This window comes from Pseudomonas sp. LFS044 (assembly GCF_047978245.1).
Taxonomy (GTDB): Bacteria; Pseudomonadota; Gammaproteobacteria; order Pseudomonadales; family Pseudomonadaceae; genus Aquipseudomonas.
Genome location: NZ_JBFPFX010000029.1, coordinates 56,012 through 79,330, shown reverse-complemented (window position 1 = coordinate 79,330; position 23,319 = coordinate 56,012). Strand labels below are relative to the sequence as shown.

The window sequence follows — 23,319 nt, the reverse complement described above, 5'->3', positions numbered from 1 at the left end:
AAAAATTGGGTCATGCCAACAAGGCTGGCAACTATGGCCTCACAGGCCATGGCACGTTGCAACAAATGTAGGAGCGGGCTTGCCCGCGATGCGCCGCGCGGGCGGCGCTCGGTCTCATGAACACCGCATCTTCAACGTATATCCCACAGCAACCCCACCAAGTCCCGCTTTTGGCACAAGCACGGCAACCCGCCTGAGTTACCATCCTGCGCTGTGAACCCTTCCCCCACAGGAGTGCAGCCCGTGACCGAGTACAGCGCGTTCAAGGTCGAACTGACCGACAACATCGCCCATGTGCAGATCAACCGCCCGGAAAAGGTCAACGCGATGAACGCGGCCTTCTGGGAAGAAATCGTCGATATCTTCCAGTGGATCGACGACACCGACGCGGTGCGCGCGGTGGTCATCAGTGGCGCGGGCAAGCACTTTTCCTCGGGCATCGACCTGATGATGCTGGCCTCGCTGGCCGGCCAGATGGGCAAGGACGTGGGCCGCAACGCGCGCCTGCTGCGCCGCACCATCCTGCGCCTGCAGGCTTCGTTCAATGCCGTGGACAACTGCCGCAAGCCGGTGCTGGCGGCGATCCAGGGCTACTGCATCGGCGGCGCCATCGACCTGGTTTCGGCGTGCGACATGCGCTATTGCAGCGCGGACGCGCAGTTCTCGATCAAGGAAATCGACATGGGCATGGCCGCCGATGTCGGCACCCTGCAACGTTTGCCACGGATCATCGGCGACGGCATCATGCGTGAGCTGGCCTTCACCGGGCGCAACGTCGAGGCCGAGGAGGCACTGCGCATCGGCCTGGTGAACCGGGTCTATGATGATCAGGCTGCGCTGCTCGACGGGGTCTTTGCCATCGCCCGCGAGATTGCCGCAAAATCGCCGATCGCCGTGGCCGGCACCAAGGAAATGCTCAGCTACATGCGCGACCATCGCATCGACGATGGCCTGGAATACATCGCCACCTGGAACGCCGCGATGCTGCAGTCCGAAGACCTGCGCGTGGCCGTGGCAGCACACATGAGCAAACAGAAACCGACGTTCGCCGACTGACCGGGCCGGGGGACGCAGCAAAGGAACCCCCGACATGTCAGCACGCTGGACTACCGCAGTACTCGACCCGCAGATCACCGGGGGCTGGGCCGTTGCCCGCAGCCCGGAGGGGTTTCTGGTGGACGCCAACGGTGCGCTGTTCCCACGCGACTGGCTAAAGCGCCAGGACCTCGACGTCTTGGCCGAGCACGGTATCGGCCACTTCGACGGCGAGCCGGTGTTCCTGCTCGAGCTGCGCACCACCGCCGAGGTGCCAGGCTGCAGCTGGCGCGGGTTGCGCGCCTTCATGCTCGAAGGCGACTTCGACCTCTACAAAGTCCTCGGCTATGCCGCGCAGATCGGCACCTGGGCCCGCGAGCACCGCTTCTGCGGCAGTTGCGGCCAGCCGATGACGCAGGTGCGCTGGGAGCGGGCGATGTACTGCCAGCCTTGCGACCTGCGCAGCTACCCGCGCATTTCGCCGAGCATGATCGTGCTGGTGACCCGTGGCGACGAGATTCTGCTGGCGCGTTCGCCGCGCTTCGTCACCGGTGTGTACAGCACCCTGGCAGGCTTCGCCGAGCCGGGCGAGTCGGCCGAGGACTGCCTGGTGCGCGAAGTGCGTGAGGAGGTGGCGGTCGAGGTGCGCAACATCGAGTACATCGGCAGCCAGTGCTGGCCATTCCCGCATTCGATGATGCTGGGTTTTCACGCGCAATACGCCGGTGGCGACATCGTCATGCAGCCGGACGAGATCGAGGACGCCCAGTGGTTCAACGTACACGAGCTGCCGCCGCTGCCGGCCGGGCGATCGATCGCCCGGTACTTGATCGATTTGTATGTGGCCCGCCGCTTAGGCCTGCCCGAACCAGTGCTGCCACGCTAGGCGCACGGTCAGTGCCAGCACCACGGTGATGAACACAGGGCGGATGAATTTGCTGCCACCGCTGATCGCCGTGCGTGCGCCGAAGAACGCGCCGACCATCACCGACAGGCCCATGCAGAGGCCGACAACGTAGTCCACCTGCCCGGAAATGATGAACACCGTCAGCGCCGCGATGTTGCTGACGAAGTTCATGCTGCGCGCAACGCCGCTGGCGCGGACCAGGTCGATGGGGTAGAGCAGCAGCGTGCTCACGGTCCAGAACGCGCCGGTGCCGGGGCCGGCCACACCGTCATAGAAGCCCAGGGTAAAGCCCTGCGGGAACTGCCACTTCTTCTTGATGGGCGCATCGGCGTCCAGCGGCGCCTTGGGTGTGCCGCCGAACAGCAGGTAGATACCACAGGCGAAGACGATCACCGGGAGCATCTTGTTCAGCCATTCGGCGGGCATGTAGTGGGCGATCACTGCACCGATCAATGCACCGAGCAGCGTGGCGAACAAGGCCGGGCGCCACTGCGCCGGATGGAACAGCTTGCGTTTGTAGTAGGTGAAGCCGGCCGTGGCCGAGCCGAAGGTCGAGCTGAGCTTGTTGGTACCCAGCACCAGGTGCGGGGGCATGCCGGCGGTGAGCAGCGCCGGGGTAGTCAGCAGGCCGCCACCGCCGGCGATGGCGTCGATGAATCCGGCGACGAAGGCCACCAGGGCGAGGATCAGCAGGGTGAGGGGTTCTACGGTGAGTTCGAAGGGCATTGGAATTCGGCAGGCAGGAAGGCAGGGTGCGGCAAACTGCCGCGCTGGAAGCGCAACATGGTAATGCCGGGAGGGATGGGTTGCCAGTGCCGGCCTCTTCGGGCTTGCCCGCGAAGAGGCCGGCTTTGAAACACTGCTCAGCTACGGATAAAGGCCAGCAAATCCGCATTGATCACATCGGCATGGGTGGTCGGCATGCCATGCGGGAAGCCCTTGTACGTCTTCAATGTGCCATTGGGCAGCAGCTTGGCCGACAGCGGCCCGGCGTTTTCGTAGGGCACGATCTGGTCATCATCGCCGTGCATCACCAGCACTGGCTGCTGGATCTTCTTCAGGTCTTCGGTGAAATCGGTCTGGGAAAACGCCACGATCCCGTCGTAATGGGCCTTGGCGCTGCCGATCATGCCTTGGCGCCACCAATTGGCAATGACCCCTTCGGCAGGCTCGGCATTTGGCCGGTTATAGCCATAGAACGGCCCGGTCGGCACATCGCGGTAGAACTGCGCCCGGTTACTCGCCACCTGTGCCTGGAAGCCATCGAATACTGACTTGGGCAGGCCGCCGGGGTTGCTTGGGGTCTGTACCATCAGCGGCGGTACCGCGGCGATCAGCACCGCTTTGGCCACGTTGTCGCCGGGGTAACGGGCCATGTAGCGCACCACTTCGCCGCCACCGGTGGAATGGCCGACATGCACCGCGCCCTGAATCCCCAGGTGCTCGACCACGGCGGCTACGTCATCGGCGTAGTGGTCCATGTCATGACCGTCCCACACCTGGCTGGAGCGGCCATGGCCGCGGCGATCATGGGCCACGACACGGAAGCCCTGGGCGAGGAAGAACAGCAGTTGGGCGTCCCAGTCGTCGGCGCTGAGCGGCCAGCCGTGGTGGAAGTGAATGACCGGCGCATCGCGCGGGCCCCAGTCCTTGTAGAAGATTTGAACGCCATCTTTCGTGGTCACGTAGCTCATGGTCGCGTCTCCTCTGTGCAGGGGGTTGCAAGGTGAGCTATTGAGGATAGGAGAGATTTTTGTGTTGTCAGTTCTGGCCTCATCGCCGGCAAGCCGGCTCCCACGCAGACACCACTCGTGGGAGCCGGATCGGTAGGGTCAGTGTTGGTTTCAAAGGAACCAGCGGTATTCCCTGGCACTGACCTCCTGCATAAATGCCAGGTGGTCCTGGCGCTTGTTCTCGCAGTACACCATCACGAATTCTTCGCCCAGCCCTTCATTCACGGCCGGGTGCCCATGCATGGCCGAGACCGCGCTCAGCATGTCCGTGGGAAAGTCGATCCCGCTGCTGCGGTCCTCATTCAGCGGCGCAATCGGCTCCTGCCCGGCATCCAGCCCGTGCTCCATGCCACACAGGATGGCCGCCAGCACCAGGTACGGGTTGGCATCCGCGCCTGCCAGCCGGTGCTCGATACGCACATTGCGTGCATCCGACTCGGGGATGCGTATGCACGCATCACGGTCCTCAAAGCCCCAACTGGCGCGGCTGGCGGCATTGACCATGGCGCCATACCGGCGAAACGCATTGTGGTTGGCGGCAAAGATCGGCATGCAGTGTGGGAGCAACGCCAGGCAGCCGGCCACCGCGTGGCGCAGTGGCCGTTGCTGGTCGGCCGCCAGCAGGTTGTTGCCGGCGGTGTCGTACAGGCTGACGTGCACATGCATGCCGCTGCCCGGTGCCTGCAGGTAGGGTTTGCTCATGAACGAGGCGCGCAGCCCGTGCTTGAGTGCCACACCGCGCGTGCTACGGCAGAACAAGGCCGCCCAGTCGGCGGCGCGCAGGCCGTCGTCGCAGTGGCCGAAGTTGATCTCGAACTGGCCGGGGCCCAGTTCGGCGGTGATGACGTTGGCGTCGATCCCTTGTGCGTTGGCCGTTGCCACCATGTCACGCAGCACATCGCTGAACCGCGACAGCCGCTCGATGTGCATGTTCGGCTGATCGTCCGGGTCATCGGTGAAGGGGTCGTGCGGGAACTGCGGCAGCCCTTGCTTGAGTGCCCGGTCGAACAGGTAGAACTCCAGCTCGAACGCCACCACCGGGCGAATGCCGCGCCGCTCCAGGCGCTGCAGTACGCGGGCGAGCACTTCTCGTGGCTCGAACTCGATGGGCGCTGCGGTGCCATCGGAGCTGATCAGCATCTGGCCCAGCGGCTCGCGCTCCCAGGTGACCGGCTTGAGGGTGCCGGGGATCAAGCGTCGCAAGGCATCCGGGTCTCCATCGTTGAAGCAGTAGTCGCCAATCGGAAACAGCCCGCCTTGCACGCCCAGCAACACGCAGTTCTGCGGCAGTTTCAGCGGGCTGCCGGCGGCGACCTTTTCGAGCATGTCGATGGGGTAGCGCTTGCCGTAGAAATGCCCGGGGATGTCCAGGCTCAGCAGGTCGACGTGGCGTACATCGGGATAACGGGCGCGGAAGGCGCGCACTTCACTGAGCAGATCGGCAAAGCCTGTAGTTATTGTTGTCATGCTGTGCTCTCATCGGAAAACCCAGAGGACGCGGGTCGTCTGGGTGGTCAGGTTGGCGTAGCGAAACTGGCTGTGTGGCGGTAGCTGGAAGCTGTCGTTGGGGCCGAGTGTCACTGCTTCTTCGCGGCCTTCGAGCCACAGGGTCAGCTCGCCCTCAAGCACGAAACCGCCTTGTTCGGAGCTGTCGTCCAGGTGCCCCTCGCCACTGCTGGCGCCGGGCGCCAGGTGGCTTTCGAGCATGGCGAAGCTGCCGTGCAGGGTGGGGGACACCAGCACGTCGCTGATGCCTTCGGCGTAGTAGATCGTGCGCCGCTCGCCCGGGCGGGTGACCCAGTCCAGTTCACGGGGTTGACTGGCTTGGTAGAAGTAGGTGGTGGGGACGCGCAGCGCCTCGCTGATGGCGGTCAGGTCGGCCACGGTGGGTTGCGACAGGCCGCGCTCGACCTGGGACAGAAAGCCCAGCGAGCGCTTGACCTGGGTGGCCAGCTCGCCGAGGGTCAGCCCGCGGTGCTTGCGCAGGTCGCGGATCAGCAGTGCCAGGCCCTGGGCGTCTTCAGACATGATCGCGCATCCGGTACCAGGCTTTGGCGGCGGCCTCTAGCGGGGCGGCCAGGAAGTCACCACCAGGGAAGCGGCCATTGTCGATGCCCTGGTACAACGCCAGCAGGTCGTCGTCGCCGAGGATTGCATCACTCACCGCCCGCGCGCCGGCCAGGGTCGGCAGCACACCATGGCCAGAGAAGCCTTGCAGCCAGTAGCGCTGGCCTTCGCGGCCGATATCCGGGGTGCGCTGGATACTGCAGTCGATGTGCCCGCCCCAGGCATAGTCGATGGCCACGCCGGCCAGCTGCGGGAACACCCGCTCCAGGTAGGGGCGAGTGGCGCTGGCGACATCCTTGGGAATACCGCCCAGGTAAGTGCAACCGCCGCCGAAGAGCAGGCGGTTGTCCGGGGTGAGGCGGAAGTAGTCGGGCACGAACTGGTTGTCGATCACGCAGCTGTTGCGTGGCAGCAGCGAACGGGCGAAGTCCGCATCCAGCGGTGCGGTGGCCACCTGGTACGAGCCGACCGGCAGCAGCCGGCGCGACAGGTTGCGGTCGAGGCGGTCGATGTAGGCGTTGCAGGCCAGCACCAGCACCTCACAGTGCACCTCGCCCTGGGCGGTGTGGGCGACATAGCCATTGGCGGTCTGCTGGTAATCCAGCACATGGCTTTGCTCGAATATTCGGCTGCCCGCGGCTTCGAGGGTGGCGGCCAAGCCCTGGGCCAGCTTCAGCGGGTTGAGGTGCGCGCCTTTGGCGTCGTACAGCGCGACCTGGTAGCGCGGGCTGTCGATCCATTGTGGCAGTTCGTCACGGCCGATCAGGCGCAGGGCGTCATAGCCCCATTTTTGCTCGGCATCCTGCAATGCCTCCTCGAGCATTTTCACGCGGCGCGGTAGCACCGATGTCCACAGGCTGCCCACGCGGTAGTCGATTTCGAAGCCATGGCGCTGTGGCAGTTCACGCAGTTCTTCGGCGGCCCAGCACATGCTGGCCCACAAGCGCCGGGTGCGCTCCACCCCCAGTGCCTTTTCCAGGGGCGGCATGTCGCACGACCAGCCCAGCAATGCCTGGCCACCATTGCGGCCGGAGGCGGCCCAGGCCACCCGGCTGGCTTCCAGCAGGGTGACGCGCTTGCCGGCCATGGCCAGGCGCAGGGCGGTGTGCAGCCCGCTGAAACCGGCGCCTATGATCAGCACGTCGGTGTCGTGCCGGCCTTGCAGGGTAGGGCGCAGGGGAATGCTGGCGGGGTAAGTCTGGGCGTAGTAAGTAGCAACGTGCTGGGCGGATTGCTTGAACATGCCGGAGCCTCATGAAATTTATTGTGTTTATTTTCATGAAAATTTAGCAGGGAATTTTCATATCGCCAGTTACGCCGTGCGGGCTTTATGATCGTGGGGCCGCTGGGCGACCCATTGCCGACACAAGGCCGCGCCCTTGCCGGGGTGATGGAGCGGTCGCAAGGCTGCCAAGCAAACCCGTGGACCTGACAGGAATACCTATGCGCCGCCTGCCTTCCCTGACCGCCCTGCGCACCTTCGAGTGCGCTGCCCGCCATGGCCATTTCGGCCGCGCCGCTGCCGAGCTGTGCGTCACCGACAGTGCGGTAAGCCACCAGATCCGCCAACTGGAAGAGCAGCTTGGCGTCACCCTGTTCGAGCGCGTTGGCCGCCAGGTGCGCCCCAGCGCCGAGGCCCAGCGCCTGCTGCATCACCTGCAGCAGGCCTTCGAATTGATCGGCAAGGCCTGCGACGACCTGCGTGACCCGGCGTCGCAAGCAGTGCTGCGGGTTGCAGTGACGGCAGAGCTGGCGCAGAAATGGCTGGTGGCCCGGCTCGCCGATTTCAGCAACCGCTACCCGCACATCACCCTGCACCTGCACGAGCAGCCGATCGATGCCGGGGCGCCTGCGCTCGATGTCGACCTGGCGATCACTTATGGCACCAGCACCCTCGACGCCAGTACCCACTTTGTCAGGCCACTGCCGCTGTTGCAGTTCTTCCCGGTGTGCAGCCCCGGCCTGTTCAACCAGGGCGGCCTCAAGCGCCCGCGCGACCTGGTGCGCCATTGCCTGCTGCATGACGACCAGGATGGCCGCACCTGGACCACCTGGCTGGCCACCCATGCCGAAGATGCCTTGCCCACCCGCCAGTTGTATTTCCCACACGCTGCCCTGGCGCTGGAGGCCGCATTGCTCGGGCAGGGGGTCGCGATGGGCGACAACCTGACCTGCCAGGGCGACCTGCAGAGCGGCAAACTGGTGCGGCCTTTCACTGCAAGCGTGACCGCCCAGGGGCAGTACGCGCTGGTGTGTGAGCGGTTGCGCCTGGAGCGCGCGGCGGTGGCGCAGTTCATCGATTGGTTCATCGAACAGCTGGGCGATAGCTGAATTCAATTCAACTATCGCTGAGTTTTCATCGTTGGAAGCCGGCCGCGTGCCGGCGTAGCGTGCAGTCATCACTCATCGACACGAGGTTGACCCATGGCACGTTCGCTCAGCACCACTCCCAAAGCCGATGGTTTCCGCTTGCCGGGCGAATTCGAGCGCAAGGCCGGCTGCTGGCTCGGCTGGCCCGAGCGGCCTGATGTGTGGCGCAATGGCGCCAAGCCCGCGCAAAAAGTCTGGGTCGAAATTGCCAGCGCCATCGCCTCCAGCGAGCCGGTCACGGTGTGCGCTTCTGCTGCGCAATATGCCAACGCCCGGCGCCTGCTGCCAGCGCAAGTGCGGGTGGTGGAAATGACCTGCAACGATACCTGGTTCCGTGACAGCGGCGCCTGCTTCGTGGTCAATGACAGCAGCGGTGAAGTGCGCGGCGTGGACTTCGAATTCAATGCTTACGGTGGTTTGGACGGCGGCCTTTATTACCCCTGGGACAAAGATGACCAGATCGCCCAGAAAATCCTCGAGATCGAAAACCTGGACCGCTACCGCGCGCCGCTGATCGCCGAACTTGGCGGCATCCAGAGCGACGGCCAGGGCAGCCTGCTGACCACCGAGCAGTGCCTGCTCAACCGCAACCGCAATGCCCACCTGGGCAAGCAGGAGGTCACGCGCCGGCTGCAGGACTATCTGGGCGCCGATCAGGTGATCTGGCTGCCGCGCGGTTGCAAGTTCGATGAAACCGATGGCCACGTCGACGACCTGGCGTGCTTCGTACGGCCGGGTGAAGTCGTGCTGCAATGGACGGACAACCGCGATGACCCGCAATGGGAAATCTACCAGGAGGCTTACGACATCCTGCGCAGCACCCGCGACGCCCGGGGGCGTGAGCTCAAGGTCCACAAGCTGCCACAGCCCGAAGTGCTGCAGTGGACGGCTGAGGAAGCCGCCGGGCTGGACCAGGTCGAAGGTACGCACCTGCGTGAGGCAGGCACCCGCATCTGCGCTTCGTACATCAACTACTACGCAGGCAATTCGGCCATCGTCGTGCCGCTGTTCGGCGACCGCAACGACAGTGTTGCTCAGGCGACGCTGGCCGAGCTGTTCCCCGAGCATCGCATCATCGGCATCCACAACTCGCGGGAAATCCTCCTGGGTGGTGGCAACGTCGCCTGCATCACCATGCCGCAATACGCCGGGGGCCGTCGCTGATGAAATTTCCTCTGCTGGCGGCTGCGGTCGCCCTGGGTTGCGCGGCGTCGGTGGCCCAGGCAGCCGACGCACAACAGCCAACCGTCAACCTGTATATCTGGGGCGAATACCTGGCCCCGGATACCCTGACCAACTTCGAGAAGGAAACCGGCATCCGCGTGACCGCCGACCACTTCGATTCGCTGGAAACCGCCGAGACCAAGTTGCTAACCGGCGGCAGTGGCTACGATGTGGTGCTCAGTGCCGGCCAGCACTTGAGCCGAGCGATTGCCAGCGGCGCCCTGCAGCCGTTGGACAAGGCCCGGCTGCCCCACCTGGCAGGCGTTGGCGAAGAGTTCCGCCAGCACATGGCATTGTTCGACCCTGGCAACCGTTATGCCGGCACCTATGCCTGGGGCACCACAGGGGTGGGCTATCAGCAGCAGGCGGTGACGGCGCGCATGGCCGGGGCACCGGTGGGGAGCTGGGCAATGCTGTTCGACCCCCAGGTGGTGGCGAAATTCGCCGATTGCGGGGTGAGCCTGCTCAATGACCCCAACGAGGTGTTCGCCGCGGTCATGCGTTACATGGGGCTGGATATCAACCAGCAACGCATCGAGGACCTCAAGGCGGCGGAGGCGCAATTGCGCAAGGTCCGCCCGTACATCCGCTACTTCGACAATGACCGCAACATCAATGACCTGGCCAATGGCGAAACCTGCGTGGCGATGTCGTGGAATGGTAACGTTGCGATCGCCCAGGCACAGGCGCAGCAGGCGGGCAAGGCATTTGCGCTTAACTACAGCATCCCCGAGGAAGGCACCCTCATCTGGCTGGATGCGCTGGTGGTGCCCAAGGATGCGCCGCACCCGGAGGCAGCCTGGAAACTGCTGGATTACCTGATGCGGCCGGAGGTGATTGCGCCGATCACCGATACCATTCATTACGCCAATGCGGTCACGGCGGCTGACAGCCTGGTGGATGCCAGCATTCGCAACGCGCCGGGGACGTACCCGCCAGCGCAGGTGAGGGCCCGGTTGTATGGCAAGAATGACAATGGCAAGGCGTTCAACCGGGCGCTGACGCGGGCGTTCAGTCGGTTGAAAAGTGGCACCTAAGGTTGAAAGATGGGTTGCCGGTGCTGGCCCCTTCGCGGGTCAAGCCCGCTCCCACAGGTTCACCACTGCCTTGAGGCTTGGGCAATCCTGTGGGAGCGGGCTTGCCCCGCGAAGAGGCCAGCACTGACACTCAATCAGCTGGGCTTTGCAGCCGTCTTGCGCCGGGGCTGCCTAGGCTTGCTTCCAGCCGCCTTGCCTTTGCTCCTGCCCTTTTTCTTCCACGGCGCCGCTTTGCCCACCGCCGGCCCGCTGATGGTCATGCGCATGCCGCTGCAGCGCTCCACCAGCTTGCCCATCCACGCCGACTGACGGGCAACGAACTCTTCAAGGCTCATTTCGCCACTCTGCACCATGTCCAGCGCTTGCTCCCAGATCGCCGTGGTGCCCGGGTCGGCGATGGCGCGGGGCACGGCGTCGATCAGGCTGAAGGCGGCAGGTGTGGCGGCCAGGGCCTTGCCGTTTTTGGTCAGGTAGCCGCGGTCGAGCAGGCCCTGGATGATGCTGGCGCGGGTGGCCTCGGTGCCGATGCCGGTGGTTTCCTTGAGCTTCTGTTTCAGTCGCGGGTCGTCCACCAGCTTGGCGACGTTCTTCATGGCCTTGATCAGGTCACCCTCCGTGAACGGTTTGGGCGGCTGGGTCCACAGGTCTTTCAGCTGCAGGCCCTGCACGGCGCAGTCCTGGCCTTCACGCAAGGCTGGCAGTACCTGGGCCGGCGGTGCTTCGCGGCCTTTGGCCGGGGTCAGCGCCTCGGGCAGGGCGCGACGCCAGCCCGGTTCGACGATCTGCTTGCCCACAGCGCGCAGCGCATGGCCTGCACAGTCGAACTCGGCCTGGGTGCGGTCATACTCGTGGTTGGGCAGGAACTGCGCCAGGTAACGGGCGCGGATCAGGGTGTAGACCGCCTTGTGCTTGGCCGGCAGGCGTGAGGGGTCGCTGGCGGCAGCGGTGGGGATGATGCCGTGGTGAGCGGTGACCTTGGTGTCGTTCCAGGCCCGCGAACGGCGCTGGGGCTCTAGGTGCGCCTGCAGCGGCGCCAGGCTGGCATCGGCGCGCTGCAGGGCAGCGAGGATGGCTGGCGCTTCGCTGTGCTGGCTGAGGGGCAGGTAGCCGCAGTCGCTGCGCGGGTAGGTGATCAGCTTGTGGGTTTCGTACAGGGCCTGGGCAATGTCCAGGGTTTCCTGGGCGCCCAGGCCGAACTTTTTCGAGCACAGCTCCTGCAGGGTGCCGAGGTCGAAGGGCAGGGGCGCAGCCTCGCGCACGCGCTCGGTGGCGACCTTGATCACCCGTGCCGAGCCGGCGTTGCCCATGTCGGCAGCGGCTTGTTGGGCCAGCGCCTGGTTGAGGCAGCGGCCCTGGTCGTCGCAGGCGTCTTCCGGCGCCCGCCATTGGGCATTGAAGCGCTGGCCGGTATGTTCGAGCTGGACGTCGATGGCCCAGAACGGTACCGGGACGAAATCGGCGATGCTGCGGTCGCGGTCCACCACCAGGCGCAGCGTCGGCGTTTGCACACGGCCTACTGGCAGCACGCCCTGGTAACCGGATTGGCGACCGAGCAGGGTGAACAGCCGGCTCATGTTCATGCCAATCAGCCAGTCGGCGCGGGAGCGGCCCAAGGCCGAGTGGTACAGGTTGAAGGTTTCCTGCCCGGGCAGCAGGCGGGCCAGGGCCTTGCGGATCGACGCGTCGTCCAGTGCGGACAACCACAGGCGCTGGATCGGCCCACGGTAGCGGCAATGCTCGACCAGTTCGCGGGCGATCATCTCGCCCTCGCGGTCGGCGTCGGTGGCGATGACCAGTTCGCGGGCTTCACCGAGCAGGCGCTTGACGGCCTTGAACTGGCTGGCGGTCTTGGGCTTGACCAGCATTTTCCACTTTTCCGGGATGATCGGCAGGTCGGCGAGGTTCCAGCGCTTGTAGCGTTCGTCGTAGCTGTCAGGCGGGGCAGTTTCGAGCAGGTGGCCGATGCACCAGGTGACGCAGACGTCGGTGCCTTGCCAGCAGCCGTCGGCCTTGCGGGTGGCGCCGAGGACCTTGGCGATGTCTTTTGCCTGGGAGGGTTTTTCGCAGAGGAACAGGCGCATGGCCGGGAACGCTTTATCGAGGGTGATAAGCGCTAGGATGCGCAAGCGGGGGCGCGGAGGCAAGTTTTATCTGGATGGATGTACAGTTTTTTATCAGTGAGGATGTTGCTGTGACCACCGGCCTCTCGCCGGCAAGCCGGCTCCCACAGGTGCATCGCCGCTCTTGAAGGCTATGAGGTCTCTGTGACCAGCGGCCTCTCGCCGGCAAGCCGGCTCCCACAGGTGCATCACCGCTCTTGAAGGCTATGAGGTCTCTGTGACCACCGGCCTCTCGCCGGCAAGCCGGCTCCCATAGGTGCATCACCGCTCTTGAAAGCCATGAGGTCTGTGTGGGAGCCGGCTTGCCGGCGATAGGGCCGGTGAGGTCAACCGCCAGGGATCAGGCGATCTCGCGAGAGTCGCGCACCATGTCCACGTGCGGGATGCCGGCTTCGAGAAATTCCTCGCTGACCACGCGAAAGCCCAGCCGCTCGTAGAACGGTGTGGCGTGCACCTGGGCGCTGAGCATCTGCTGCTTGAGGTCACGGTTCTGCGCTTCGACGATCACCGCATTGACCAGCGCATCGCCAACCTTCAGGCCTCGCCAGTCCTTGAGCACCGAAATGCGGCCGATGGTGCCGTCCGCCAGCAGGCGGGCGGTGCCAATCGGGTAGTCCCCTTCCAGTGCCAGGAAGTGCAGTGCCTCCTGGTCCTCCGAGTCGAATTCCAGTTCCGGCGGAATGTGCTGTTCGGCGACGAATACTGCTTCCCGGATACGGCGGATATCGGCGTTGTCCTTCTGCCAGTCGGCGAGGCGCACACGTATCTTATTCATTGGCGAATCCCAGGCTGCCTTGTTTGATCAGCTGCTGTACCAGCATAAGGCCATCTTCATCCTGCAGCCACTGCTCAAGGTTGTCGATGTGTAACGCGTCGGCCGAGCACACCAGCTTCAACAGCTCGCGCAGCTTGGCTGGCAGCGGGCAGCTGCGGCCGCTGGCGAACAGCATCAGGTCGTCGCCCAGCTCCGACCAGGCCATGCGCGCGCTCGGGTTGCGGATCAGGATGGCGCCATCTTCCAGCGCTTCGATCAGCTCTTGCTCCTCCAGCTCTTCACCGACCACCTGCTCGGGGTAGCGCGGTTCGGTCATGAACTGGCCGAACCAGGTCAGCAGCAGGTCCTTGTCGTTCATGTGCTTGTCGATCAGCCCCTTGAGGCGGTCGAGGGCATCGTGCTGGATCTGGTGCGGGTCGCTGACTGGCTGGGCGTCGGCGTCGCTGTAGCGCTCTTCGTCAGGCAGGAACTGGCCGAGGAAGTCGGTGAAGTGGGTCAACACTTCGGCGGCGCTTGGGGCGCGGAAGCCAACCGAGTAGGTCAGGCAGTCGTCCACGGCCACGCCGTAGTGGGCCAGGCGCGGTGGCAGGTAGAGCATGTCGCCCGGTTCCAGGGTCCATTCACCGCTCTGTTCGAATTCGGCGAGGATGCGCAGGTCGGCGTGCTCCAGCAGCGGGCTCTCGCTGTCGCACATCTGGCCGATTTTCCAGTTGCGCTGGCCGTGGCCCTGCAGCAGGAACACATCGTAGTTGTCGAAGTGCGGACCGACGCTGCCACCTGGGGCTGCGAAGCTGATCATCACGTCGTCGATACGCCAGCTCGGCAGGAAGCGGAAGTGCTCCAGCAGCTCGGCGACTTCCGGCACGAACTGGTCGACAGCCTGCACCAGCAGGGTCCAGTCCTTTTCCGGCAATTCGGCGAAGGTGTCATCGTTGAACGGGCCGCGGCGCAGCTCCCACGGGTGGGCGCCGTGCTCGAGCACGATGCGCGACTCGACTTCTTCCTCGAGGGCCAGGCCGGCCAGCTCGTCAGGGTCGATCGGGCTTTCGAAGTCCGGGAACGCCTGGCGCACCAGCAGCGGCTTCTTCTGCCAGTAGTCGCGCATGAATTCGCGGGCCGAGATGCCGCCGAGCAGCTGCAGTGGAGTATCAGGATTCATGTTCAACCTATTGAAAAAACGTAATTTTCGTCCGGGAATAAAAACGCCCGGCTAGGCCGGGCGTTGAACGCGACGGGCAATTTAGATGCGTTTGGCCTGTGCTGCCGCGTTACCGATGTAGCTGGCAGGGGTCAATTGCTTGAGCTCGGCCTTGGCGTCGGCTGGCATGTCCAGGCCGTCGATGAAGGTCAGCAGCGCTTCAGGGGTGATGCCCTTGCCACGGGTCAGCTCTTTGAGCTTCTCGTAGGGGTTCTCGATGTTGAAGCGGCGCATGACGGTCTGGATCGGCTCGGCCAGGACTTCCCAGCAGGCGTCCAGGTCGGCGGCGATACGAGCGGTGTTGACTTCCAGTTTGCCGATGCCTTTCAGGCTGGCTTCGTAGGCGATGACGCTGTGGGCGAAGCCCACGCCCAGGTTGCGCAGCACGGTGGAGTCGGTCAGGTCACGCTGCCAGCGCGAGATCGGCAGCTTGCTGGCCAGGTGCTGGAACAGCGCGTTGGCGATACCCAGGTTGCCTTCGGAGTTTTCGAAGTCGATCGGGTTGACCTTGTGCGGCATGGTCGATGAGCCGATTTCGCCGGCAACGGTCTTCTGCTTGAAGTAGCCCAGCGAGATGTAGCCCCAGACGTCGCGGTCGAAGTCGATGAGGATGGTGTTGAAGCGGGCGATGGCGTCGAACAGCTCGGCAATGTAGTCGTGCGGCTCGATCTGGGTGGTGTACGGGTTGAACTGCAGGCCCAACTCGTCTTCGATGAAGGCGCGGGCGTTCTCTTCCCAGTCGACCTGCGAGTAGGCCGAGAGGTGGGCGTTGTAGTTGCCCACGGCGCCGTTGATCTTGCCCAGCAGCGGCACGGCGGCTACCTGGGCGATCTGGCGCTCCAGGCGGTACACCACGTTGGCCAGCTCTTTGCCCAGGGTGGTCGGCGAGGCCGGCTGACCGTGGGTACGCGACAGCATCGGCACGTCGGCGTGAGCGTGGGCCTGGGCGCGGATGGCATCGGCGATCTGGCGCATCAGCGGCAGCAGCACTTCGTCGCGACCGGCGCGCAGCATCAGGGCGTGGGACAGGTTGTTGATGTCCTCGCTGGTGCAGGCGAAGTGGATGAACTCGCTGACCTTGGCCAGCTCAGGCAGTTGCGCAGCCTGCTCCTTGAGGAGGTATTCGATCGCCTTGACGTCGTGGTTGGTGGTGCGCTCGATTTCCTTGACGCGTTCGGCGTGCTCGAGCTTGAAGTCGGTGGCCAGGCCGTCCAGCAGAGCGTTGGCTTCGGCGGAGAACGCCGGCACTTCGCTGATCTGCGGGTGGGCGGCCAGACGCTGCAGCCAGCGTACTTCGACCAGGGCGCGGAAACGGATCAGGCCGTATTCGCTGAAAATGGGGCGCAAGGCCTGGGTTTTGCCGGCGTAACGGCCGTCTACAGGGGAAACCGCAGTGAGCGAAGAGAGCTGCATGGGGTGTTCTCGGACAGTCAGGCTTTTGGAGGGCGCATATCATACATGAAAAATGCGCCGGGGTCGGGTGGCTGACCAAAGGTCGGGCCTATCAAAACATGTCGCAGTGCCTATGTGGGGGCGGCGCCGCCTTCAGGAAGGCTTGCGCATCATGTCGTACAGTTCGTTGAGCAGCTTGCGCCGGCTGAACACCAGTTGCCAGCGGTGCCCGCCCAGCTGGCGCCACAGGCGCGCGGCGCGGATGCCGGCAAGCAGCAGCGCGCGGATTTTCGAGGCGTTGTTGGGCTGCTGCAGGAAACGCATGTCGCCATGCACCTGGATGCGCTGGCGCAGGGTGCTGAGGGTGTCCTGGTACAAGGCGCCACTGGAAGCGATGACGTTTTCGTGAACCAGGCCGAAATGGTCGGCCTGGGACTGGATCTGCGGCAGGCGGTTGCCGATGGTGTCGAGCAGGTCGCCGCGCTTGTTCAGCTGGCGTTCCAGGCCGAGCATCGACAGCGCATAACGCAGCGGCTCGCGCTGCAGGCTGTTGGGGTCGCGCTCGAGTGCGCCGACCAGCGCGCGGTAACCGTCGCGCAGGTTGCTGTCATCACCGCCAAACACCTCGAGGGTGTCCTTGGGGTCACGCACCAGCAAGCTGCCGAGCATGCAGCCGATATTGGCCTCGCTGGCCTGGCCGGTGCGGGCGATGCGGTCGACCAGCACGGCGGCCTGGAACACGCCGCCCAGGGCAATCAATTGCTCCTGCAGGTTGCTCATGCGCGCGGGCTCCACGGCTCGGCCGTCTCGATCACGCCGCCGCCCAGGCACACCTCGCCATCATAGAACACCACCGACTGGCCCGGGGTGACGGCGCGCTGCGGTTCGTCGAACACCGCGCGGTAACCGCTTTCGGTCAGTTCCAGGGTGCAGTGCTGGTCGCTCTGGCGGTAGCGCACCTTGGCGGTGAGCTTGCGCGGGCTGCTGAGGTCGACCGGGTTGACCCAGAAGATTTCCGAGGCGAGCAGGGCGCGGGAGAACAGCCACGGGTGTTCGTTGCCCTGGCCGACCACCAGCACGTTGCGGGTCAGGTCTTTGTGCAGCACGTACCACGGCTCGTCGCCGGCGTCTTTCAGGCCGCCGATGCCCAAGCCCTGGCGCTGGCCGATGGTGTGGTACATCAGGCCGTGGTGGCGGCCGATGACTTCGCCGTCGGTGGTCTGGATTTCACCCGGCTGGGCCGGCAGGTACTGCTTGAGGAAGTCGCTGAAACGGCGCTCGCCGATGAAACAGATACCGGTGGAATCCTTCTTCTTGGCGGTGGCCAGGCCGTGTTTTTCGGCGATGGCGCGCACTTCGGGCTTTTCCAGCTCGCCCACCGGGAACAGCGTGCGGGCGATCTCTTTGCCGCCAACGGCGTGCAGGAAGTAGCTCTGGTCCTTGTTCGGGTCCAGGCCCTTGAGCAGCTCGGTGAGCGCGCCGGTGTCGCGGCGGCGCACGTAATGGCCGGTGGCGATCAGGTCGGCACCCAGCGACAGGGCGTAGTCGAGGAACGCCTTGAACTTGATTTCGCGGTTGCAGAGGATGTCCGGGTTGGGCGTGCGACCGGCCTTGTACTCCTCGAGGAAGTGCTCGAACACGTTGTCCCAGTATTCGGCGGCGAAGTTGGCGGTGTGCAGCGTGATGCCGATACGGTCGCACACGGCCTGGGCGTCGGCCAGGTCTCCACGAGCGGTGCAGTATTCGGTGCCGTCGTCCTCTTCCCAGTTCTTCATGAACAGACCTTCCACCTGGTAGCCCTGCTCGATGAGCAGAAGGGCGGAGACGGAAGAGTCCACGCCGCCGGACATGCCGACGATGACGCGGGTCTTGGCGGGGTCTTTAAGTGCTGGGCTGGTCATGGCTACCGATGTGTATCAAGGGGGAAAAACGCCGATTCTATCAAAACCGAGGCGGCGCGTCAGTCGCGCAGCAGGTCGAGGCTGTGCAGCGGCCCTGCGAGGTAGTCGTCGAGGCAGCGTGGCACCAGCTCGCTGCGCCAGCGGCTGGGGTCGGCGAGCAATTCTTCGCGGGTAAGCCACACGGCGCGCACGATGTCGCTGTCCAGTGCCAGGTCCGGGTGATGGCGCAGCGGGCGTGCGGCGAAGCAGATGCGCTGGTAGGTCACGCCATTGCTGGGGGCGGTGTACAGGTAGATGCCGACCACGCCGGTCAGCTCGACTTCCCAGGCGGTTTCTTCCAGGGTTTCGCGCAGGGCGGCCTGGGGCAGGGTCTCGAAGGCTTCGAGGTGGCCGGCGGGTTGATTGAATACGTGCTGGCCGGCTTTGAATTCTTCGACGAAGAGGAACTTGCCGTCCTGTTCGACGATGGTAGCGACGGTGATGTGGGGTTGCCAGGTCATGTGGTCTGTCCTTTTATCGCTGGGGCCGCTGTGCGGCCCATCGCGGGCAAGCCAGCGCCTACAGGTAAAGTGCAGGGCTCAATGACAGCACCTCTCCTGTAGGAGCGGGCTTGCCCGCGAAGGGCTGCGCAGCAGCCCCAATTCCCAGAAAGCACAAACCCCGGTGCGTGGCCGGGGTTTGTGCTGTTACTTCAAGCGAGCCTTACAGGGCAGCAATGGCGCTGTTCAGGGTCTGGCTTGGGCGCATCACCTTGGCGGTCAGCTCGGCATTCGGCGCGTAGTAGCCACCGATGTCGACTGGCTTGCCCTGAACGGCGTTGAGCTCGGCGACGATGGTCTCCTCGTTCTCGGTCAGGGTTTTGGCCAGCGGGGCGAAACGTGCCTGCAGCGCAGCGTCGTCGCTCTGGGCAGCCAGCGCCTGGGCCCAGTACAGGGTCAGGTAGAAGTGGCTGCCGCGGTTGTCGATACCACCGACTTTGCGCGAAGGCGACTTGTTGGTGTCGAGGAACTTGCCGGTAGCCTGGTCCAGGGTGTTGGCCAGGACCTTGGCGCGCGGGTTGTCGTAGGTGTTGCCCAGGTGCTCCAGGGAAGCGGCCAGGGCCAGGAATTCACCCAGCGAGTCCCAACGCAGGAAGTTCTCTTCAACCAATTGCTGTACGTGCTTCGGTGCCGAACCGCCGGCGCCGGTTTCGAACAGGCCACCGCCGTTCATCAGCGGCACGATCGACAGCATCTTGGCGCTGGTGCCCAGCTCCATGATCGGGAACAGGTCGGTCAGGTAGTCGCGCAGCACGTTGCCGGTCACCGAGATGGTGTCCTTGCCTTCGCGGATGCGGGCCAGGGAGAACTTGATGGCGTCGACCGGGGCCAGTACACGGATGTCCAGGCCAGCGGTGTCGTGATCCTTCAGGTACGCCTGCACCTTCTCGATCATCACGCCGTCGTGGGCACGGGCCGGGTCCAGCCAGAACACCGCTGGGGTGTTGCTCAGGCGGGCGCGGTTGACGGCCAGCTTGACCCAGTCCTGGATCGGCGCGTCTTTGGTCTGGCACATGCGGAAGATGTCACCGGCTTCGACGTTCTGCTCCAGAACGACCTTGCCCTTGCCATCGACCACGCGCACAACGCCGTCGGCCTTGACCTGGAAGGTCTTGTCGTGGGAGCCGTACTCTTCGGCCTTCTGCGCCATCAGGCCAACGTTCGGTACGCTGCCCATGGTGGTCGGGTCGAATGCACCGTTGGCCTTGCAGTCTTCGATGGTGGCCTGGTAGATGCCGGCGTAGCAGCGGTCCGGGATGATCGCCTTGGCGTCCTGCAGTTCACCGGCGGTGTTCCACATCTTGCCCGAGTCACGGATCATGGCCGGCATCGAGGCGTCGACGATGACGTCGCTCGGCACGTGCAGGTTGGTGATGCCTTTGTCGGAGTTGACCATGGCCAGGGCCGGGCGAACGGCGTACAGGGCCTGGATGTCGGCTTCGATTTCGGCCTGCTTGTCAGCTGGCAGGTCCTTGATGCGGGCATACAGGTCGCCAATGCCGTTGTTGGCGTTGAAGCCGACTTCGGTCAGGGCAGCAGCGTGCTTGGCCAGCACTTCGCCATAGAAGGCTTCGACGATGACGCCGAACATGATCGGGTCGGAAACCTTCATCATGGTGGCTTTCAGGTGCACCGACAGCAGCACGCCGGAGGCCTTGGCATCGGCGATCTGCTCGGCGATGAAGGCTTTCAGGGCCTTGCGGCTCATGGTAGCGCAGTCGATGATTTCAGCGGCTTTGACGGCGGTCTTTTCTTTCAGCACGGTGGTGCTGCCGTCTTTGCCGACCAGCTCGATGCGCAGGCTGTCGTCAGCCTCGATCAGTGCGGCTTTCTCGCTGCCGTAGAAGTCGCCTTGGGTCATGTGGGCAACGTGCGACTTGGAGTCGGCGGCCCAGGCGCCCATCTTGTGCGGGTGCTTGCGCGCGTAGTTCTTGACCGACAGCGGTGCGCGGCGGTCGGAGTTGCCTTCGCGCAGTACCGGGTTCACGGCGCTGCCCTTGATGCGGTCGTAGCGCGCGCGGGATTCTTTTTCTTCAGCGGTCGCCGGCTCGTCGGCGTAGTCCGGGATGTTGTAGCCCTTGCCTTGCAGCTCCTTGATCGCCGCTTTCAATTGCGGGACCGAGGCCGAGATGTTCGGCAGCTTGATGATGTTGGCTTCAGGGGTGGTGGCCAGCTGGCCCAGTTCCGCCAGATGATCGGCTACCTGCTTGTCGGCGCCGAGTTGCTCCGGGAATGCCGAGAGGATACGGCCTGCCAGGGAGATATCGCGCGTTTCGACGGCGATGTCGGCGCAAGCGGTGAAGGCTTCGACGATCGGCAGCAGCGAGTAGGTGGCGAGGGCAGGGGCTTCGTCGGTGAAGGTATAGATGATCTTGGAACGGGTGGGCATGCGGGTTAACTCTCTATGTGCTGAGCGTACTCGAGTCTCGAGGTGCGCAGGGTAGGCGCTTCGCCCTGGCGACGCCATGAGCGGAAAGTCGAGAGGCTGCGAGCGGTGATGGTGGATGCATCAGTCGAGCGTCAAGTGCTGAGCTGCGGTAACAGCCCAGGCTTCGTGGCCATTGCTGGCCGAGGGCGAGCCGCATTTTCCTAGGGTTCGCCCTGGTGACCCTTCGGTCGCGGCGCAGTATATCAAACCAATCGGGCTATTCAGCAAGGCGAAGTGACATCGGCGCCATTTATAAGACCAAAGACGTAGGGGCAATGTGGTGTGTTGTCGCAGTGCTTGCAGGTCGGCGGATGTGGTTTAGGCTCAGTGGGATCGCATGATGTCCAATCACACCCGAAAGCGGAGTAGTGCAAGCATGGGATACCAGAAAATCAAGGTTCCGACCGACGGCACCAAGATCACCGTCAATGCAGACCATTCGCTCAATGTGCCCGACAACCCCATCATTCCCTATATCGAAGGGGACGGGATTGGCGTCGACGTTTCTCCCGTCATGATCAAGGTCGTGGACGCGGCCGTGCAGAAAGCCTATGGCGGCAAGCGCAAGATCGCCTGGATGGAGGTGTATGCCGGCGAGAAAGCTACCCAAGTCTATGATCAGGACACCTGGCTGCCGCAGGAAACCCTCGACGCGGTGCGCGAATACGTGGTGTCGATCAAAGGCCCGCTGACCACCCCGGTGGGTGGCGGCATCCGTTCGCTGAACGTGGCCTTGCGCCAGCAACTCGACCTGTATGTGTGCCTGCGCCCGGTGGTGTGGTTCCAGGGCGTGCCGAGCCCGGTGAAAAAGCCTGGCGACGTGGACATGGTGATCTTCCGTGAGAACTCCGAGGACATCTACGCCGGCATCGAGTGGAAAGCCGGCTCGCCCGAAGCGAACAAGGTGATCAAGTTCCTCAAGGAAGAAATGGGCGTCACCAAGATCCGTTTCGACCAGGACTGCGGCATCGGCGTCAAGCCGGTCTCCCGCGAGGGCACCAAGCGCCTGGTGCGCAAAGCCTTGCAGTATGTGGTGGACAACGACCGTGAGTCGCTGACCCTGGTGCACAAGGGCAACATCATGAAGTTCACTGAAGGCGCCTTCAAGGACTGGGGCTATGAGGTGGCCAAGGACGAATTTGGCGCCGAGCTGCTCGATGGCGGCCCGTGGATGAAGTTCAAGAACCCCAAGACCGGCCGTGAGGTGGTGGTGAAGGACGCGATCGCCGACGCCATGCTGCAGCAGATCCTGCTGCGCCCGGCCGAATACGACGTAATTGCCACGCTCAACCTCAACGGTGACTACCTGTCCGATGCCCTGGCGGCGGAAGTGGGCGGCATCGGCATCGCGCCGGGCGCCAACCTGTCCGACACCGTGGCCATGTTCGAGGCCACCCACGGCACTGCGCCCAAATACGCGGGCCAGGACAAGGTCAACCCAGGCTCGGTGATTCTCTCGGCTGAAATGATGCTGCGCCACATGGGCTGGACCGAAGCGGCCGACCTGATCATCAAGGGCACCAACGGCGCGATAGCGGCCAAGACCGTGACCTACGACTTCGAGCGGCTGATGGAGGGTGCGAAGCTGGTGGGCAGTTCAGGCTTTGGCGACGAGATGATCAAACACATGTAAGGCAATATAAAACCGGCCGTCTCCCTGAAGAGGCGGCCGGTTCATTCGTATACCGGCACAGAGCAATGGCCAGGCTCAGGCGGTTTCGCTCTGTGGTTCGCCCTGGTTTTTGGCGACCTCCGCCGCCGCCGCTGCTGCCTCTGCGGCATCCTTGATTTCGACCGCGTGCAGGCCTTTGGGGCCCTGGACGATGTCGAACACTACGGACTGGCCCGCTTTGAGGGTCTTGTATCCGTCCATCCGGATGGCTGAGTAATGAGCGAACAGGTCATCGGATTTACCTTCCTCATTGATGAATCCGTAGCCCTTGGCATTGTTGAACCACTTGACTTTACCGCTTGCCATCCCTATGTCCCTCTGCAAAGGACTCCATCACTGGAGTATCATCCACTTCATCCGCATACGAACCTTGCGAAAAATCTGGTTGACTGCGCGGATCTTTATCGACCACGGTGGGTTCTTATTGGTTGTAACACCGTTTTGCCGATAGTCAAGGTCGCCCAGCGTGCGCGCTGGCAGTGGCCTGTGCGGTCAACCCATAACCTTAACCTGACGATCATGATGAAAATCTTTCCATGCATGCACGTAGCGAGATTCGACTAACATTCAATCAGGATCGCCCGCAATCGAATGAGGACGACGGCTCAGGTCTTGCAGTCCAGGAAGCCAAGCCGATCCTGCAGGCGCCACCCATGTACAAGGTGGTTTTGTTCAACGATGACTACACGCCGATGGATTTCGTCGTCGAAGTGCTCGAAACGTTCTTTAGTTTGAACCGCGAGCTGGCGACCAAGATCATGCTGACCGTCCATACCGAAGGGCGGGCAGTGTGCGGATTGTTTACCCGTGACATCGCCGAAACAAAGGCCATGCAGGTCAACCAATACGCCAGGGAAAGCCAGCATCCGCTACTCTGTGAAATCGAGAAGGACGGTTAATCGCCGACCACTTGGGTATGAG

21 protein-coding genes are annotated in these 23,319 nt (G+C 63.8%); 7 read left to right on the top strand and 14 right to left on the bottom strand.

The window, feature by feature from the left end:
- The first annotated feature begins 243 nt into the window (after positions 1 to 243).
- Positions 244 to 1,056 (top strand): crotonase/enoyl-CoA hydratase family protein, encoded by an 813-nt coding sequence (locus ACNQPL_RS21605; RefSeq protein ID WP_416467866.1) that lies wholly within the window; start codon positions 244 to 246, stop codon positions 1,054 to 1,056.
- A 34-nt stretch (positions 1,057 to 1,090) separates the two neighbouring features.
- Complete coding sequence (nudC, locus tag ACNQPL_RS21600) at positions 1,091 to 1,921, top strand: NAD(+) diphosphatase (protein ID WP_346612104.1); 831 nt, start codon at positions 1,091 to 1,093, stop codon at positions 1,919 to 1,921.
- On the opposite strand, the gene ACNQPL_RS21595 is transcribed toward nudC, so the two are convergent.
- The 5 genes from ACNQPL_RS21595 to ACNQPL_RS21575 form a co-directional block, all read right to left on the bottom strand.
- Entirely contained in the window at positions 1,889 to 2,668 is a 780-nt protein-coding gene (locus ACNQPL_RS21595) for a TSUP family transporter (RefSeq protein WP_346612105.1), read from the bottom strand. The genes nudC and ACNQPL_RS21595 overlap by 33 nt on opposite strands.
- Before the next feature lie 137 nt (positions 2,669 to 2,805).
- A complete protein-coding gene (locus ACNQPL_RS21590) occupies positions 2,806 to 3,636 on the bottom strand; it encodes an alpha/beta fold hydrolase (RefSeq protein ID WP_416467865.1) in 831 nt (276 codons plus the stop codon).
- A gap of 150 nt (positions 3,637 to 3,786) precedes the next feature.
- A complete protein-coding gene (locus ACNQPL_RS21585; RefSeq protein ID WP_416467864.1) occupies positions 3,787 to 5,142 on the bottom strand; it encodes a glutamine synthetase family protein in 1,356 nt (451 codons plus the stop codon).
- Between the two features lie 9 nt (positions 5,143 to 5,151).
- A complete protein-coding gene (locus ACNQPL_RS21580; protein ID WP_346612108.1) occupies positions 5,152 to 5,703 on the bottom strand; it encodes a helix-turn-helix domain-containing protein in 552 nt (183 codons plus the stop codon).
- Entirely contained in the window at positions 5,696 to 6,985 is a 1,290-nt protein-coding gene (locus ACNQPL_RS21575) for an NAD(P)/FAD-dependent oxidoreductase (protein ID WP_416467863.1), read from the bottom strand. Before ACNQPL_RS21575 ends, ACNQPL_RS21580 begins: the two co-directional genes overlap by 8 nt.
- Before the next feature lie 200 nt (positions 6,986 to 7,185).
- On the opposite strand from ACNQPL_RS21575, the gene ACNQPL_RS21570 reads away from it, so the two are divergent.
- The 3 genes from ACNQPL_RS21570 to ACNQPL_RS21560 all read left to right on the top strand — a co-directional run bounded on the left by ACNQPL_RS21570 (position 7,186) and on the right by ACNQPL_RS21560 (position 10,373).
- Entirely contained in the window at positions 7,186 to 8,073 is an 888-nt protein-coding gene (locus tag ACNQPL_RS21570) for a LysR substrate-binding domain-containing protein (protein WP_346612110.1), read from the top strand.
- Between the two features lie 93 nt (positions 8,074 to 8,166).
- Positions 8,167 to 9,276 carry an agmatine deiminase gene (gene aguA, locus ACNQPL_RS21565; protein ID WP_416467862.1) on the top strand — a complete coding sequence of 370 codons (1,110 nt, stop codon included), beginning with the start codon at positions 8,167 to 8,169 and terminating at the stop codon, positions 9,274 to 9,276.
- A complete protein-coding gene (locus ACNQPL_RS21560; RefSeq protein ID WP_416467861.1) occupies positions 9,276 to 10,373 on the top strand; it encodes an extracellular solute-binding protein in 1,098 nt (365 codons plus the stop codon). Before aguA ends, ACNQPL_RS21560 begins: the two co-directional genes overlap by 1 nt.
- A 134-nt stretch (positions 10,374 to 10,507) precedes the next feature.
- Here the strand turns inward: ACNQPL_RS21560 and ACNQPL_RS21555 are convergent, their stop codons facing one another.
- From ACNQPL_RS21555 to ACNQPL_RS21520, 8 genes are all read right to left on the bottom strand, one after another.
- Complete coding sequence (locus tag ACNQPL_RS21555) at positions 10,508 to 12,454, bottom strand: DNA topoisomerase III (RefSeq protein ID WP_346612113.1); 1,947 nt, start codon at positions 12,452 to 12,454, stop codon at positions 10,508 to 10,510.
- A gap of 379 nt (positions 12,455 to 12,833) precedes the next feature.
- Entirely contained in the window at positions 12,834 to 13,268 is a 435-nt protein-coding gene (locus ACNQPL_RS21550; RefSeq protein ID WP_346612114.1) for a GNAT family N-acetyltransferase, read from the bottom strand.
- Entirely contained in the window at positions 13,261 to 14,427 is a 1,167-nt protein-coding gene (locus tag ACNQPL_RS21545) for a cupin domain-containing protein (RefSeq protein WP_346612115.1), read from the bottom strand. Before ACNQPL_RS21545 ends, ACNQPL_RS21550 begins: the two co-directional genes overlap by 8 nt.
- Positions 14,428 to 14,508: 81 nt before the next feature.
- Positions 14,509 to 15,879 carry an adenylosuccinate lyase gene (gene purB, locus ACNQPL_RS21540; RefSeq protein WP_387526546.1) on the bottom strand — a complete coding sequence of 457 codons (1,371 nt, stop codon included), beginning with the start codon at positions 15,877 to 15,879 and terminating at the stop codon, positions 14,509 to 14,511.
- Positions 15,880 to 16,011: 132 nt separating this feature from the next.
- Positions 16,012 to 16,638 carry a high frequency lysogenization protein HflD gene (gene hflD / locus ACNQPL_RS21535; RefSeq protein WP_346612117.1) on the bottom strand — a complete coding sequence of 209 codons (627 nt, stop codon included), beginning with the start codon at positions 16,636 to 16,638 and terminating at the stop codon, positions 16,012 to 16,014.
- Positions 16,635 to 17,759 carry a tRNA 2-thiouridine(34) synthase MnmA gene (mnmA, locus tag ACNQPL_RS21530; RefSeq protein ID WP_416467860.1) on the bottom strand — a complete coding sequence of 375 codons (1,125 nt, stop codon included), beginning with the start codon at positions 17,757 to 17,759 and terminating at the stop codon, positions 16,635 to 16,637. The genes hflD and mnmA overlap by 4 nt, the downstream gene beginning before the upstream one ends.
- A 59-nt stretch (positions 17,760 to 17,818) precedes the next feature.
- Positions 17,819 to 18,259, bottom strand: a complete 441-nt coding sequence (locus tag ACNQPL_RS21525) for an NUDIX hydrolase (RefSeq protein ID WP_346612119.1) — start codon at positions 18,257 to 18,259, stop codon at positions 17,819 to 17,821.
- Between the two features lie 202 nt (positions 18,260 to 18,461).
- A complete protein-coding gene (locus ACNQPL_RS21520) occupies positions 18,462 to 20,687 on the bottom strand; it encodes an NADP-dependent isocitrate dehydrogenase (protein WP_416467859.1) in 2,226 nt (741 codons plus the stop codon).
- A gap of 415 nt (positions 20,688 to 21,102) precedes the next feature.
- On the opposite strand from ACNQPL_RS21520, the gene icd reads away from it, so the two are divergent.
- The gene (icd, locus tag ACNQPL_RS21515) at positions 21,103 to 22,359 is read left to right on the top strand and encodes an NADP-dependent isocitrate dehydrogenase (RefSeq protein ID WP_387526561.1); all 1,257 of its coding nucleotides are present in this window, start codon (positions 21,103 to 21,105) and stop codon (positions 22,357 to 22,359) included.
- Positions 22,360 to 22,434: 75 nt separating this feature from the next.
- On the opposite strand, the gene cspD is transcribed toward icd, so the two are convergent.
- On the bottom strand, positions 22,435 to 22,704 hold the full coding sequence (gene cspD, locus ACNQPL_RS21510) for a cold shock domain-containing protein CspD (protein WP_416467858.1): 270 nt from the start codon (positions 22,702 to 22,704) through the stop codon (positions 22,435 to 22,437).
- A 230-nt stretch (positions 22,705 to 22,934) separates the two neighbouring features.
- Between cspD and clpS the strand changes: the two genes are divergently transcribed.
- Positions 22,935 to 23,297, top strand: coding sequence for an ATP-dependent Clp protease adapter ClpS (gene clpS / locus ACNQPL_RS21505; protein ID WP_012315251.1), 363 nt, complete (start codon positions 22,935 to 22,937; stop codon positions 23,295 to 23,297).
- Positions 23,298 to 23,319 lie beyond the last annotated feature (22 nt).